The 15791-nt window shown below is 49.9% G+C and carries 11 protein-coding genes; 10 read left to right on the top strand and 1 reads right to left on the bottom strand.

The genetic code is table 11. The features are described from left to right. Positions 1 to 259: 259 nt before the first annotated feature. The 4 genes from C5O19_RS20070 to C5O19_RS20055 all read left to right on the top strand — a co-directional run bounded on the left by C5O19_RS20070 (position 260) and on the right by C5O19_RS20055 (position 7667). Positions 260 to 3376, top strand: coding sequence for a SusC/RagA family TonB-linked outer membrane protein (locus C5O19_RS20070; protein WP_104715161.1), 3117 nt, complete (start codon positions 260 to 262; stop codon positions 3374 to 3376). A 74-nt stretch (positions 3377 to 3450) separates the two neighbouring features. Next, positions 3451 to 4986 carry a RagB/SusD family nutrient uptake outer membrane protein gene (locus tag C5O19_RS20065; RefSeq protein ID WP_104715160.1) on the top strand — a complete coding sequence of 512 codons (1536 nt, stop codon included), beginning with the start codon at positions 3451 to 3453 and terminating at the stop codon, positions 4984 to 4986. 53 nt (positions 4987 to 5039) lie between these two features. Beyond that, positions 5040 to 5894: a glycoside hydrolase family 16 protein gene (locus C5O19_RS20060; RefSeq protein WP_104715159.1), complete on the top strand. Its 855-nt coding sequence runs from the start codon at positions 5040 to 5042 to the stop codon at positions 5892 to 5894. A gap of 36 nt (positions 5895 to 5930) precedes the next feature. Next, positions 5931 to 7667 (top strand): cellulase family glycosylhydrolase, encoded by a 1737-nt coding sequence (locus C5O19_RS20055; RefSeq protein ID WP_104715158.1) that lies wholly within the window; start codon positions 5931 to 5933, stop codon positions 7665 to 7667. A gap of 59 nt (positions 7668 to 7726) precedes the next feature. Here the strand turns inward: C5O19_RS20055 and C5O19_RS20050 are convergent, their stop codons facing one another. Further along, positions 7727 to 8149, bottom strand: coding sequence for a DoxX family protein (locus tag C5O19_RS20050; protein WP_094814418.1), 423 nt, complete (start codon positions 8147 to 8149; stop codon positions 7727 to 7729). A gap of 383 nt (positions 8150 to 8532) precedes the next feature. Here C5O19_RS20050 and C5O19_RS20045 point away from each other — a divergent pair, with 383 nt between their 5' ends. The 6 genes from C5O19_RS20045 to C5O19_RS20015 all read left to right on the top strand — a co-directional run bounded on the left by C5O19_RS20045 (position 8533) and on the right by C5O19_RS20015 (position 15592). Beyond that, positions 8533 to 9402, top strand: a complete 870-nt coding sequence (locus tag C5O19_RS20045; protein WP_243406457.1) for an SMP-30/gluconolactonase/LRE family protein — start codon at positions 8533 to 8535, stop codon at positions 9400 to 9402. A 587-nt stretch (positions 9403 to 9989) separates the two neighbouring features. Further along, positions 9990 to 10934 carry an AraC family transcriptional regulator gene (locus C5O19_RS20035; RefSeq protein ID WP_104715155.1) on the top strand — a complete coding sequence of 315 codons (945 nt, stop codon included), beginning with the start codon at positions 9990 to 9992 and terminating at the stop codon, positions 10932 to 10934. A gap of 271 nt (positions 10935 to 11205) precedes the next feature. Next, positions 11206 to 12051: an aldo/keto reductase gene (locus C5O19_RS20030; protein ID WP_104715154.1), complete on the top strand. Its 846-nt coding sequence runs from the start codon at positions 11206 to 11208 to the stop codon at positions 12049 to 12051. A 159-nt stretch (positions 12052 to 12210) separates the two neighbouring features. Further along, positions 12211 to 13812 (top strand): alpha-amylase family glycosyl hydrolase, encoded by a 1602-nt coding sequence (locus tag C5O19_RS20025; RefSeq protein WP_104715199.1) that lies wholly within the window; start codon positions 12211 to 12213, stop codon positions 13810 to 13812. Between the two features lie 55 nt (positions 13813 to 13867). After that, positions 13868 to 14956, top strand: a complete 1089-nt coding sequence (locus tag C5O19_RS20020; protein WP_104715153.1) for an AI-2E family transporter — start codon at positions 13868 to 13870, stop codon at positions 14954 to 14956. 84 nt (positions 14957 to 15040) lie between these two features. Beyond that, positions 15041 to 15592, top strand: a complete 552-nt coding sequence (locus C5O19_RS20015) for a pyridoxamine 5'-phosphate oxidase family protein (protein ID WP_104715152.1) — start codon at positions 15041 to 15043, stop codon at positions 15590 to 15592. Positions 15593 to 15791: the final 199 nt, after the last annotated feature.

The following is a 15791-nucleotide window of genomic DNA, read 5'->3' as shown; positions in this document are numbered from 1 at the left end:
AACCGGGTCAAGTAGTTCTATAAATTATCAATATAGTTATAAAACAATTCTTCTTTACAACGTATTTATTATCAGAATATTACAAAAGGAGTGTAGTGGTTAAGTAGAGGAAGTAAGCGTAAAAAAAGTAGTAAAAATCAGAAGTTGTAGAGCTTATGTAGGGGTAGTGAAAAAGCCGAATCCCTTATACGTCCTTCTACTTTTGAGCCTGCTTTGCACAATTACTTTATTAGTTCTACTCAAACCATATTCATCTCAGATGAGGAGAAAATTTACAGGATTAGTCTGGGTTTTATGCCTGCTAACAAGTTCGATAGGAGCGTGGGCTCAAGGGCTCACCGTGACGGGGAAAGTAACCGCCAAGTCTGATGGATCCGCCTTGGTGGGCGTATCCGTGCAGGTACAGGGTACAACGACCGGTACAACGACAGACGCCGCCGGGAACTTTAAGATTTCCGTGCCAGGCTCTGCGTCTGTACTGGTATTTAGTCAGGTGGGCATGTTACGCCAAACGATTACGGTAGGTAACCAGACGCAACTAGCCGTAACGCTGGAAGAGGAAGCGGGTAATCTCAACGAAGTCGTAGTTGTAGGCTACGGAGCTCAAAAGAAAAGTGTGGTTACGGGGGCCATTTCCAGTGTCAAGTCTTCGGATCTGGCGACGATGCCCATCACGCGTCTGGAAGAAGCGTTACAGGGACGGGCTTCTGGTCTAACCATCGCGTCGAGTTCTGGTCAGCCCGGTTCCGGTTCTTCGGTACGGGTGCGGGGGATTACCACTCTAAACAATAACGATCCTTTATGGGTCGTGGATGGTGTCGTCATCGACAACGGCGGCATTGGGTATCTGAACCAGTCGGACATTGAATCCATTGAAGTACTGAAAGACGCCGCTTCGCAGGCCATTTACGGAGCACGGGCAGCCGCTGGGGTAATCCTGGTAACGACGAAAAAAGGCAAAGCCGGTAGCATTCAGGTCAATTATAACGGTTTCTACGGCGTGTCGTCGCCCGCTAAAAAACTGGATCTACTCAATGCTACGCAATACGCCACCATCCGCAACGAAGCTTCGGTAAACGCTGGTGGACAGCCCGTATACGCTAATCCGGCCGCTTTGGGTCAAGGTACGGACTGGCAATCTATCATTTTCAACAACAACGCTCGCCGCCAGCAACACGAACTGAGTCTGAGTGGGGGTAGTGAAAAATCGACGTTCTACCTCTCGCTGGGTTATATTGATCAGGAAGGTATCGTAGCCACGGATATTTCCAAATACAAGCGTCTGAACCTGCGTTTAAACTCGACGCACAAGATTGCCAAATGGCTCAACTTCGGACAGAACCTGGGTTACGCCCGGGATAAATCCATTGGTCTGGGTAATACCAACAGTGAATTCGGTGGTCCGCTGAGCTCGGTAATCAACCTTGATCCCCTGACGCCGACGGTCGTAACCGATCCTGCTGTAGCGGGAGCCGCTCCGTATACCAACATTGGCATCCGCCGCGACGCAAATGGCAACCCGTACGGTATTTCACAATCCGTGGCTCAGGAAATCACCAACCCACTCGCGTATATTCAAACCCGTTTGGGTAACAACAGCTGGGCGGATAACTTTGTAGGTAACGCATATCTGGAAGCTGAACCAATCAAAGGACTGAAAGTACGTTCTACGCTGGGGGCAAAACTTTCCTTCTGGGGCAGTGAAAACTTCTCGCCACTAGCCTGGCTGAACGCTACGACAATTACTTCGCAAACCTCGTTCAACCGATCCAATAACCGTCGGCTGGATTGGAACCTGGAAAATACCCTTTCGTATACCCGCGAATTCGGTGCCCATAACGTCTCTGTACTCTTAGGTCAGGGAGCGTACCAGGATAACAATACGCAGATGACGAGCGTCACCTTCTATAACATCCCCGCCGATCGTTTTGAAGATGCTTCGCTCAACTACAAGCGTCCGACCGACCAGCGGTCATCCGATGGTTCGGAAGGAGCCTTGCACAAAGTGAGTTCGCTTTTTGCCCGTATTAACTATAACTACAACGAAAAATACCTGGTGCAGGGGCTGATTCGTCGCGATGGTTCATCGCGTTTCGGTGCCAACAATAAATACGGTATTTTCCCTTCATTGTCGCTGGGCTGGGTACTTTCCCGCGAAAACTTCTTCCCCTCCCAAAGTGTAGTGAATTTCTTCAAGCTGCGGGGTGGCTACGGCATTGTGGGTAACGATGCCATCGGTGACTTTGCCTACCTTTCAACAATCGGTAGCGGACGCAATTACACCTTTGGTACTTCGGGTAGCTACATCATCGGCTACAGCCCCAACGCTCCGGCCAACCCGGACCTGAAATGGGAACAAACCAGTCAGACCAACATTGGTTTCGATGCCACGCTGCTCAACAACGTCAGTGTGACGCTGGAGTGGTTCAAGAAAGTGACCACGGATGTATTGCAGAATCCCCGGATTCCTCAGTACGTAGGAGCCATTTCGAACCCGGCCGCCAACGTAGCCGATATTTCGAACCAGGGGGTTGAACTGGAATTGGGATACAACAAGAAATTCGGTGATTTCAATCTGTCTCTGAACGGGAACGTATCCTACATCAAAAACAAAGTGACCAACCTGGGTCGCGGGGTGGAATATCTGTCGGGCGGACAAAGCTTCCAGGCCAGTAGTTATCCCATCACCCGCACAGCGGTAGGTCAACCGATCAACTCATTCTTTGGCTTCCAGACGATGGGTATTTTCCAGACGATTGAAGACGTAAATAGCTACAAGAGTACGGATGGTACCGTCATTCAGCCAGGTGCCAAACCAGGCGATTTCCGCTGGGCCGATTTGAACGGCGACGGAAAAATCACGGACCTCGACCGTACCTTCCTGGGCAATCCAACGCCAACGATCACGTACGGTTTCACGCTTAATGCCGCCTACAAGGCTTTCGATCTGGTCTTCTTTGGTCAGGGAGCTGCGGGTAACAAAATCTTCCAGGGCTTACGCCGTCTGGATATTCAGAATGCCAACTGGCAAACCAAGGTACTGGATCGCTGGACCGGACCCGGAACGACGAATAGCTATCCCCGGATTGTGAGCGGTGACCCAAACAAAAACTTCCTGAATCCTTCTGATTTCTACCTGGAAGACGGCGGTTACTTCCGGATCAAAACCCTGCAATTGGGCTATTCGCTGCCCAAAGCGGTGATTTCGAAAGTGGGTATGCAACGGGCCCGTATTTACCTGATGAGTCAAAACCTGCTGACTTTCACCAAGTACACGGGCTATGATCCGGAAATTGGTGGCGGTGTACTGAGCATCGACCGTGGGATTTATCCCCAGGCTCGTTCCTTCATGCTGGGCTTAAATGTTGGATTTTAATGACTTTGGAACCGTCGCTGGAGTCCTCTCCAGAAAAGAAATCTCCGGCGACATTCCCTTCTTTTTGTAAACACATGAAACGAAATTATAGATCACTGGGCGTACTCCTAACGGCGGGTTTGCTCTTCTTAAGTTCCTGTTCGGACAGCTTCCTGGAAGTAAAACCTCGCGGTACCGATCTGGAAACCAACTATTACCGGAATCAGCAGGAAGCCTTTAACGGGCTGGTGGCAGTGTATGACGTTGTCGGATGGCAGGGGGGCGGTTATGTCACGAAAGTGGGAGCCGTCAATGCCGCTTCCGATGATCATTATGCCGGTGGTGGTGGTCCGAGCGACGTAACCGATTACCAGGTATTTTCCAACTACACGCTGACGCCAGCAGTAGGCCCGCAGGGTGAACTCTGGCGGAAAGGATTTTCGGGCGTATTCCGGGCCAACACGCTGCTGCAAAAGTTACCCAGCGTGCCCATGGACGAAAACCTGAAAAACCGCTACGCAGCGGAAGCCAAGTTTTTGCGGGCGTACTTCTATTTCGATCTGGTACGGCTCTTCAAGAATGTTCCCTTGCTGACGAAGACCGTTTCTACGAGTGAGATGTACGATGTACTACAGGCTCCTCCGGCCGATGTCTACAAGCAAATTGAACAGGATTTAACCGAGGCCATGGCCGTTCTACCCGTCACGGTACCCGTGGCTACGGAAGCGGGTCGGGCTACGCAGGGAGCCGCCCATGCTCTGCTTGGGAAGGTATATCTGCAGCAGGAAAAATTTGGTCAGGCCGCTCAAGAGCTGGCTCTGGTAAATGGTACGCCCGGCGGTGCGAATACGTATGGGTACAAGCTGTTGAGCAATTTCGGCGATCTGTTCAAAACCAAGAATAAATTCAACAGCGAGTCCATTTTTGAGATTTCATTCACCAATACTTCCGCCGGAACCTGGGATTGTATCTCCTGTACCGAAGGAAACGTGCTAAACATCATGATTGGTCCCCGGGGCTACAAGCCCCTGAAAGAAGGTGCTCCGGATTACGTATCGGGTTGGAGCTTCCTGGTGGTGACGCCGGATTTGTTCAATGCCATTCATTTTGATCCGCGTAATCAGGCAACGATTGCTAACTTAGACAGTCTGGAGAAAAACGGTATTGCGAGTTACGAAAAAGGGTACATGAACACGGGGTATTTCCTAAACAAACTCGCGGCTCGTCAGGCAGATCGGCCGACGGGAGCGGGTGCACCCGAATTGAATTACCCCCAGAACATCTACGAAATCCGTCTGGCCGATACCTACCTGATGGAAGCCGAAGCACTGGTTCGGGGCGGCGGAGACCAGGTACGGGCGGCGGCTCTGCTGAACGCCGTACGCGATCGGGCCTATCAGGACAACCTGCACCGCGTACCGGCAACGCTTGACAACATCATGCGGGAGCGTCGGGTGGAATTGGCTGGCGAAGGCCACCGCTGGTTTGACCTGGTTCGCTGGGGTACGGCGGCGAAAGTACTGGCCTCTAAAGGCTTTGTTGCGGGCCGAAATGAGGTATTGCCGATTCCATTATTGGAAATGGAGAACACCAAGATCGAGCAGAATAAAGAGTGGGGCGGAACGAAATAATCGGACAATCGGCGGAGGCATTTTAGTCTCCGCTGATTTATTGAACCTTGCGTATGAAATTGTTAACGGTTTCCTGTACCGCCTTACTCGCTCTCAGCTTTGGGGCTTGTTCGGGTCAGAAAACGCCGGTCAGTCCGGCTCCACCGGTCACCAGCGGTCCCAAGGACCTGAGCTGGACTTTTGAAAAAACGCCGGTTTGGGCAGATGAATTTGACTACACGGGATTACCCGATGCCAAGAAATGGGGCTACGATCTGGGCGGTAGTGGCTGGGGTAACAACGAGCTACAGTACTACACGGATAGCGAAAACAATGCCCGCGTCGCCAACGGAAAACTGACCATTACGGCCCGCAAGGAAAGTAAGGAAGGGAAAGACTACACCTCGGCTCGACTGGTGAGTAAAGGCAAGGGCGATTTTCTGTACGGACGTTTTGAGATCAACGCCAAGCTTCCGGCGGGACGAGGTACCTGGCCTGCCATCTGGATGTTACCCACCGACTGGGCCTACGGCGGCTGGCCAAATTCGGGCGAAATCGACATCATGGAACACGTGGGATACGACCCCAATGTAGTTCACATTACGACGCATACCCTGGCGTACTACTTCAAAATAAACACTCAAAAAACGGCTACCCGTACCATCGACCGGGCTACGGAGGATTTTCACCGATACCGCGTGGACTGGACGCCCTACGCCATCCGTGGGTACATTGACGACGAGTTCATCTTCGAATTTGTCAACGAAGGCAAAGGTTCCGCCGTATGGCCGTTCGATAAACGTTTTCATCTCCTGCTCAACGTAGCCGTCGGTGGCGACTGGGGCGGTGCCAAGGGCGTTGATCCCACTATTTTTCCGGCGGCGATGGAAGTGGATTACGTCCGCGTCTATAAAATGATCGAAAAATAAAGCGTAGCCTCTACCGCCTGTTTTACCATTGAACCAATGATTTTTAGAAAAAGAATACGGCTGCTCGTTGGAGTGGCACTGGCGACTTTGTGCTCACTAACAGCCAGTGGTCAGGGGTATTTGAAAGCCCAGGGTACCCAACTGGTTGATCGAGCGGGCAAAAAGATCATCCTGCGGGGGATGGGGTTGGGGGGATGGATGCTGCAGGAAGGGTACATGTTCCGGTTGAGTAACCTGGGGCAACAGTACCGTATCAAAGCCGCTATCAGCGAGCTTATCGGACCGGAGAAGACGGAAGCCTTTTACGCCCGCTGGCTCAACAACCATACCCGAAAAATTGACATTGATTCCATGGCTGCCTGGGGATTCAATTCCATCCGGCTGCCGATGCACTACAACCTCTATACCTTACCGACGGAGCAGGAGCCGGTGACTGGTCAGCATACCTGGCTGGAAACGGGCTTTGCTCTAACGGACAGCCTGCTGAACTGGTGTGAGGCTAATCAGGTCTACCTGATTCTCGACTTGCACGCTACGCCGGGTGGACAGGGCAATGACCTGGCCATTTCGGACCGCGACCCAAGTAAACCTTCCCTGTGGCAGAGCAAAGCGAATCAGCAAAAAACCATAGCCCTGTGGCGGAAGCTGGCCGAGCGGTACGCAAACCATCCCTGGATTGGCGGGTATGACATCATCAACGAACCCAACTGGGGCTTCGAAGATCCGAAAGACGTCCGGGGTACGGCCGAGAAGAAGAATATTCCGTTACGGAAACTGATGGTCGAGATTACGCAGGCCATTCGTGAAGTGGATAAAAATCACCTGATCATCATCGAAGGCAACGGGTTCGGTAATAACTACGAAGGTATTCTACCCACCTGGGATTCCAACATGGCCCTGAGTTTTCACAAGTACGGAAACTTCAATAATCAGGAAGCCATTCAGAAGTTTCTTACGCTGCGGGATACTTATAAAGTGCCCATCTGGCTGGGTGAGTCGGGGGAAAATTCGAATACCTGGTTCACGGATGCCATTAGCCTGATGGAACGCCACGACATCGGCTGGTGCTGGTGGCAGGAAAAGAAGATGGGAATCAACAATCCCCTGGAAATCAAAGTTACGCCGGGTTATGAACAACTCCTGGCGTACTGGTCCGGTAAGGGAGCGAAACCTTCCGCTGCGGAAGCCGAACGAATTCTGAATGAATTGCTGGAAAATCTCAAACTGGAGAATAACCGCTTTCATCCAGATGTAGTGGACGCCCTATTTAGACAGGTACAGTCCAGCCAGACGCGACCTTTTGCCACCCATCAACTCAGGAAAAATACGGTGATTAAAGCCGTGGATTTCGATCTGGGTCGTCAGCGGTCCGCGTACTTCGATACGGACTCCGCCAGCTATCATTACACACCCGGCGTCAATACCGTCGGCAACCGGGGTCGCCAGTACCGCAACGACGGTGTGGATATTGAACGGGAAGGAGACCGATACTACATCAGTCATAGCGAAGCGGGCGAATGGTTGCAGTATACAGTTCAGGCCGAAAAAGCGGGTACGTATCAACTGTCTTTTCGGGTGGCTTCACCCGGTGGAACACTTTCAGTAGACGTCAATGGCAAACGCGTCGTAAAAGCAATGCCGCTGGGAAACCAGGGCGAAGCTTGGAGCTTAACACCCACTCAGTCCATTCGGCTGAATCGGGGTGTAAATACCCTGCGGGTGTACGTAGATAAAGGCGGTTTTAAACTGGAATCACTACATTTTAATAGGTAATGTTCAATAGAATCCGCAACAAACGGCAGGGAAACCCCTGCCGTTTGTGTTTAATAGGATTAAGCGAGTTTACGCATGTCAGTCGAATACCTTAGTTCAAGCGACTTTCCCCGCATACGGTCCCGCTTTTTTCCCAGAACATACAAACCCAACAGCAAAGCAAGCATCACCAGGGGCATCAGTATAAGCGACATAGCATCACCTACATACGCCCGGGAAGCTGCTGCTCCGATAAAATTGATGGTGAAGCCCGCAAAGGCCCATTCCTTCAGCGTGGGATACCAGGGCTGGATGAGGCCAATCGCTCCGAGTACTTTGGCCATTCCAAAAATACTGAGCACGTACAAGGGGTAGCCCAGATGCCGCATGACTTCCTGACCGGCTTCGGCTCGCATCAGGCCGCCTATGCCATCCATGAACATCAGAAGGGCAAAGGGAACGGTCAGAGTCCAGTACCATAGATTGATCGTTTTCGGTTTCATCGTAATTGAATGAGAGGTGAACGGAAGAGAATAGTACGGGTAAGAATATGCCGTTTAATGCGTAAGATTGCTGGCCTTTTACAGGCCCTGCTGAATCTTTTTTAACAGATACGTATGCCGTTGCGTAGGGACCCGATAAAAAAGAAGTAGCTCCCAACGAAATTCTACGTCATTTGCTGCTGGTTCTGAAGAAGTTCCTGGATGTTCATCCTTTAGGTGCGATGATCAATACAAAAGTAATGTAGCCTTGGCTAGAACGAGGTGTGTAAGTCCGGCATTCAGCGGGTGAGATTGCGACATTTAAGAGCTCACCGTTTTTTTTATACATTCACAAGAAGTCTAACCATAAACGCTACCATATGAAACGAATGCTTGCCGTACTGATGCTGGCCGGAATTCCGGGGTTTAGTCAAATCAGCCCGCGGGCTGATTCCGTAACGAGTCCGGGTGCCGCCTTGAAACTGGTTGCTAAACAGTTCAGCTTTACGGAAGGCCCCGCCGCCGATAAAAAAGGGAATGTGTATTTCACGGATCAACCCAACGATAAGATATGGAAGGTGGATACGGAAGGTAAACTTTCCTTGTTCATGGATAAAACGGGTCGCTCGAATGGACTGTATTTCGATGCTAAGGGGAATCTGATTTCCTGTGCGGATGAAAATAATGAGATCTGGTCCATTAGTCCGGACAAAAAAGTGACGGTACTACTGACCCGTGAACCCGGAAAACGATTGAATGGTCCTAACGATTTGTGGATTACGCCCAAAGGGGATCTTTACTTCACCGATCCTTATTACCAGCGGGATTACTGGGAGCGAAAAAAGCCTGAACTGCCGGGACAGTACGTCTACTTCCTGCCCAAGGGAAAAAAAGAAGCTCAATTAGTGGATAGTACGGTAGTAAAACCCAACGGAATCATTGGAACACCCGATGGAAAACATCTATACGTGGCGGACATTCAGGCGAATAAAACGTACCAGTACGATATTGCTGCCGATGGACGATTGAACAATCGACGGCTGTTTACGGCTCAGGGGTCCGATGGCATGACTATCGATGAACGGGGAAACATCTATCTGACGGGTAAGGGTGTCAGGGTGTATAATCCGCAGGGAACGCTGATCCAGACTATTCCGGTACCGGCGGGTTGGGTAGGAAATGTGTGTTTCGGTGGAAAAGATCGCCGTACCCTGTTCATCACGGCTTCCGAAGCGGTATATACGATGGACATGCAAGTGAAAGGGGCGAAATAAGCAGTAGTCATTTAACGATCCGTGCTGCTTACTGGTACTATTTTCTTTAATTAGTTAATTGCTGATGTTTAGGTAGATGTATCCCTTCGTCTTTACTTAGAATAGAGTATGAGTGGGGTAAAATTCTGAAAATCAATTAAAGCATAGTGTTTAACTCTAACTTCCTAAAAGTTGCTTCACTTTTGGGAAGTTATTTTTTTTGTTAATTACCTGAAAGTTAGTGTTTTATGTAAAATGGACAAAATGTCCTTTATGATTGAAATACAGAAAACGAAGAGTCTAGTCATTACTGGTTATTGCAAGCGGTATGGTTCGCAATAGCAGCCTTTACTCTTAATGCAGAACTTTGGTTTGTTTCATAGACATGAAGTAGAACGGTACACGCTCTGGCTTTTAAATAAAGGTTCTGTTACCAATAACCTACAGAATTTCCCGAAGGCGGAAACTTTTCATTTTCCTTTTTCCGTTCAAACCTTTATCAGACGTTTGCTACTGAAGCTATTTCAGCGGCAGGGCTGAAATTCCCCTAAAATCTTCGGATTTTCGAATACCCGTTTTACCTCATCCTGACCTTTTCCCTATCGCCGATGGAACACAAAACCCTGGATACGCGAACCATTGATACTTTACGGGATGTGCCGGAGTTGATACCCGTGATTCGGGACAACTTTCAGACCTTACCCGTCCGGATTATTAACCGGGCTGAAAATCCCTGCCGGAATTACCTGTCTCCCAACCGTCGGGAATTTTATAAAATCCTCTTAGTTACTGAGGGATCGGGCGTGCTGACCATTGGTACGCATACCTATTATCTGGATGACCCGACCATTATTTTTATTCACCCTAGTGATATCATTTCCTGGCAAAAACGCTCGTGTAACGCGGGCGGCTATTCCTGTAACTTTCAAAAGACGCTGCTCGATCATCACCCGCTACTGAAAGCTACGCTGGACAAGTACACCCTGTTTCTCGACAAGAAAAAGAGCGTTATCCGATTGAATCCGCAACAGGTGGCCGTTCTGAATCCACTGTTTCAACGCATGCTGGAAGAGGAGCGGTCCGGCCAGAAACTCAACGAAGATGTCATTCAGGCATACTTGCAACTAGTGATGATTGAATGTGCCCGAATCGCTGATTTTCCCGAGCCGAATCACGTGTCGGAAGAGTACAAACACGTGCACGAGTTTTTCCATTTACTAGAGAAGGAAACGGCTCATATCAATTATACGCAACCCATTGCCATCAAAACGGCGAAGGAGTTCGCGGCCAATCTTTCGGTGCACCCTAACTACCTGAATGCCTTACTCAAAAAATACACGGGGCAGAACGTGAGTACGCACATTCGAAATCGATTGCTCGAAGAAGCGAAATCGCTTTTACTCCAGACGAACTGGAATTTACAGGATATCGGCTATAGCATCGGGTTTGCCGATCAGCCGAACTTTAGTCTGTTTTTTAAGAAAAATACGGGAATCACGCCCGCCGAGTTCCGCCGCAGTTCACACCAGTTGCAGCGGCAGACGATGGCGTAGTTTATTTTTTAGGCATTTGCCTTCGTCTCGCACCCTTGTTTCCCGTATTGCCTATGGGATTATAAAGTATTGAACCCCTTCGGGAGTAGCCTGTCCAACCCTGAAGGGGTCAACTTCATCAAATAGGGGCACAAACCTTTGATCTTCATACAAAGGCCTTTGGTTTTACTAAAAGCGGTACTGGTCAAATGATTGACCTTTGTTAAACCTTAGTCACCACGCATGGCATGAGATTCTTATGAAGATTTTCGTTTGAAACCAATGAATGACCATGTCAACACAAACCAATTCCCTGACTTATGATTTGGGCGGAGATCTGACGATCAACCGTCTGGGATACGGAGCCATGCAACTCACCGGCTTTGGTGTGTTTGGCGAAGTAGCCGACCGCGAAAATGCAAAAAAAGTACTTCAGGCCGCCGTGGCTGGGGGTGTCAACTTCATTGATACGGCCGAAGCCTACGGACCTAAATACAACGAAACCCTGATTGCCGAAGCCCTGCAACCCTATGCCTCCGGTCTGGTGATCGCGACCAAAGGGGGCTTTAACCGCCCGGGACCCAACAAGTGGGTACCCAACGGCGATCCCAAATACATTCAGGAAAATATCGAAGGAAGTTTACAACGGCTCAACGTCGATACCATCGATCTCTGGCAGTTGCACCGCTTTGACCCTAAAATCCCCGTCGAAGAGACGCTGGCTCCGGTAGCCGAAGCCGTCAAAGCTGGTAAAATCAAGTACGTGGGCCTGAGTGAAGTAGATGTCAAACAGATTGAACAAGCTGAAAAAGTAGTACCGATCGTGTCCGTGCAGAACCTGTATAACCTCGGCAACCGGCAATGGGAATCCGTACTCGACTATACCGTGGAACGGGGTATGGCCTTCATCCCCTGGTTTCCGCTGGCATCCGGCCCGGATAAATTGAAGGATAAAATTCAGCAGATTGCTGAAGCTCATCAGGCTACCACGGCCCAGATTGCCCTGGCCTGGTTGCTGAAACGTGCACCGAATATTCTGCTCATTCCCGGTACCAGTTCCATTGAGCACTTGCAGGAAAACCTGAAGGCCGCCGATATTGAACTATCCGATGAGGAGTTCGAACAACTTTCAATGTAGCGTATAAAGAATACCCTACGAACCGCCGAAATCACCTCAAGGTGATTTCGGCGGTTGTGTTTTTTTAGAAAAAGTACAACGTATAAACAGAATGGTCTTCTGATCGTTTCCCTGATACAAGCACGTTTCTCACCCATTGCGGGACTCTTTGAATCAGCTATGGAAAACAGCTCGACTACGCAACGTTGGTGGCAACGGGGAATTATTTATCAGGTATACATCAAATCTTTTCAGGATAGTAACGCCGATGGGGTAGGCGATCTACGAGGCCTGATTCAGCGACTGGATTACTTCCAATGGCTGGGTGTTACGGCCCTTTGGTTATCGCCGTTCTATCCTTCGCCCCACTATGATTTTGGCTATGACGTTTCGGACTATACGGCCATCGATCCCGAAGCAGGCACGTTTGCCGATTTTGAGGCACTGGTAGCAGAAGCTCATCAGCGTCAACTGAAAATAATTCTGGATTTAGTGCCCAACCATACCTCTGACGAACATCCCTGGTTTAAGGAATCCCGCTCTTCCCGCGAAAATCCGAAACATGATTGGTATATCTGGAAAGAACCCCGGGCCAATCAGTATCCGCCGAACAACTGGCTTAGCGAATTCGGTGGAGCGGCCTGGGAATGGGAGCCTGCTGTTGGAAAATACTACTACCATGCCTTCGGGAAACGTCAGCCGGATTTGAATTGGCGGAATCCGGAAGTACAGCAGGAAATGCTCCGGATCATGCGATTCTGGCTGGATCGCGGAGCCGATGGTTTTCGCATCGATGCCTTCTGGCACCTCATTAAAGATGAACACTGGCGGGATAATCCGCGTAACGCCGCTTTTACGCCTGATATGCCGGAAGATGAACAATTGCAAACGGCGTATTCGGCCCATCAGCCGGAAATCTATGACATTGTTCGCAAGATGCGGGATTTAATCGACGCATACGAGGAACGGTTAATGCTCGTGGAAGTGAATCTGCCTACGCCTGAAACTGTATTTTATCACGGTATCCAGGGCGAAGGGGCTCACCTGTCCATGAATAGCCGATTGCTGGTGTTACCCTGGAAGAGTAGTGAAATCGCCCGAGCCATTGATGAGTACGAAGGGCTACTACCTCCGCAGGCCTGGCCCAACTGGGTGATGGCCAACCACGATCAGCGACGCATCGCCAGTCGGGTAGGAGCCCCTCAGGCCCGCGTAGCGGCGATGTTAGTACTGACGCTTCGGGGAACGCCCACGCTGTATTACGGCGATGAAATCGGCATGACCCAGACCGAAATCCCGGTAGCCGAACGAAAAGACCCGCAGCCGCTGGTGAAAGAACGCCAGTACTTCATGCGTGATTCCGTTCGGACGAATATGCTCTGGAATGCCAGTATCTACGGTGGTTTCAGTGAAGTAACGCCCTGGATCAGAGCCAGTACGTTTGAAAGTGACGTAGAAACGCAGCAACAGGATCCGGATTCGATTCTTTGGCTGTACAAACAACTGATCACTCTGCGACAACGCGAACCGGCTCTGCACAGCGGCGTGTACATTCCGGTATTTTCCAATGAGCAGGCCTTGCTCTATGCTCGTCGCTGGCAAGGGCGGGATCACTTCCTGGTTGCCCTGAATCTGAGTGATGAACCCGTTTACGTTCACACGGGAGCGTATGCGTTCAAAGGGCACGTGGAGCTGGCTACTTCTACCAGTCTGGAAGGGCAGTGGAAAGATAATTCCCTAACGCTGGATAAACATGCGGGTGTGATCATCCGGCTGGAATGAACCGCTGGCACTGTTTTCTAGCAGTTTATTTTTTTACCTTCAACCGTATTGTCCGATGCAAGCACTCGTAAAGCCCACCCGCTTTCTGATTTTTCTATTTCTTCTGTTTGGAGCTTTATTCCTGGCTAAACCCGTGCTGGTGCCGCTGGTCATTGCCGGGTTACTGGCTATGCTGTTTCTGCCGCTCAGTACCCGCTTTGAACGAAAGGGGATGAGTCGGGGACCCGCCGCCCTGCTTTGTATTTTTATCTTTCTGCTGGTCATTGCCGGACTGGCCTTTCTGATTCAGTGGCAACTGTCCGATCTCATCAAAGACATGAGCGGCATTGATCAGAAGATTACCGATATGGTCAGTAAGGCCAAACAATACGTCAGTCAGACCTTGGGAATTGATGCTAAGAAGCAAGAGCAGATGTTGAAAGAACAGCAGTCGTCCAGTTCAGGACAGCTTTCTTCCGTGGTGACGGGTGTGCTAAATGGAGTCATGGGAATGGCCGTGGATACCATACTGATGCTGGTGTACCTGTTTTTGTTGATGCTGTTTCGGGGACATATTAAAACATTCATCCTCAAACTAACACCCGCTGACGATCAGTTCGAAGCCCGTACCATCATCTCCAAAACCAGCGAAGTGGCTCAGAAATACCTCATGGGGCTGGCCAGTATGATTGTCATGCTGTGGGTACTCTACGGAATTGGCTTTAGCATCGTAGGAGTTAAACACGCGATCTTTCTGGCGATCCTATGCGGTATCCTTGAAATCATTCCATTTGTCGGCAACCTAATGGGGACGGGCTTAACCATTCTCATCACGCTGGCTCAGAGCGGGGATAGCAACGCAATTATCGGGATTGTCATCGTCTACGCCCTGGTACAGTTTATCCAAACCTATTTGCTCGAACCGCTCATCGTGGGCAGTGGCGTAAATATCAACCCGTTATTTACCATCTTTATTATCGTCGTGGGCGAAACCGTCTGGGGCATACCGGGCATGATTCTGGCCTTGCCGCTACTGGGTATCGTCAAGATTATCTGCGATCATATTGAGCCGTTGAAACCGTACGGATTCCTGATTGGCGAAGAACCCAAGAAAAAAGAGTCTAACTTCATGGATAAAGTCAAAGGCTGGTTCGGCAAGAAGTAAATCAGGAGCAGATGAGAAAGCAATACGTGGCAAAAGAATACTACTTTTGCCACGTATCGTTTCGGGCTTTTCTTATTCAAGATTATGGGCAAATTCTATTCCGTGATTCCTGATGCACAGCAGGCATTTATCAAAAAACAACATATTTTCTTCGTCGCCACCGCACCTTTGAGCGGTGATGGCCGGGTTAATCTTTCACCGAAAGGACTGGATTGTTTTCGCGTACTATCCGAAAACCAGGTGGCCTACATGGATTTGATCAGTAGCGGCAACGAAACCTCCGCCCATACCCTGGAAAACGGACGTATTACCTTCATGTTCTGCTCGTTTGAAGGCTCCCCGCTGATCCTCAAACTGTACGGCAAAGGTCACGCCGTATTGCCCGGCACTGAGGAGTGGGAAAGCCTTACTCCGCAGTTTACGATTTATCCCAGTACGCGTCAGCTGATTGTCGCCGACATCGATTTGGTACAGACTTCCTGCGGTTTTGGCGTACCCCTGTACGATTACGTCGGCGAACGCGACATTCATTTTCAATGGGCTGAGAAAAAAGGAGAAGACGGATTAGCGGAATATGTACAAAAAAACAACCTTAAAAGTCTGGATGGGTTAGTGACAGATTTGGGGTTACTGTAGGGAGATTTTGAGTGGTTTGTGAATGGGTTTGAAATAAGTGCGTTATATACCTAGACTGGGTTTGGTATTCAGATGGGGCTGTTCGGTAGCCCATGAACCTTCCAGGCTGGACCTCTCCGTAACTGCCTGGCTTAGCCTCAGGCCACCGCATTGGTCCCACCATGGAATGGGCGAGACAGGTTACTCCGTTGCCACCATG

This window comes from Siphonobacter curvatus (genome assembly GCF_002943425.1).
Lineage (GTDB): Bacteria > Bacteroidota > Bacteroidia > Cytophagales > Spirosomataceae > Siphonobacter > Siphonobacter curvatus.
The sequence above is the reverse complement of the archived record's forward strand: the minus strand, read 5'-3'. Positions and strand labels throughout refer to the sequence as shown.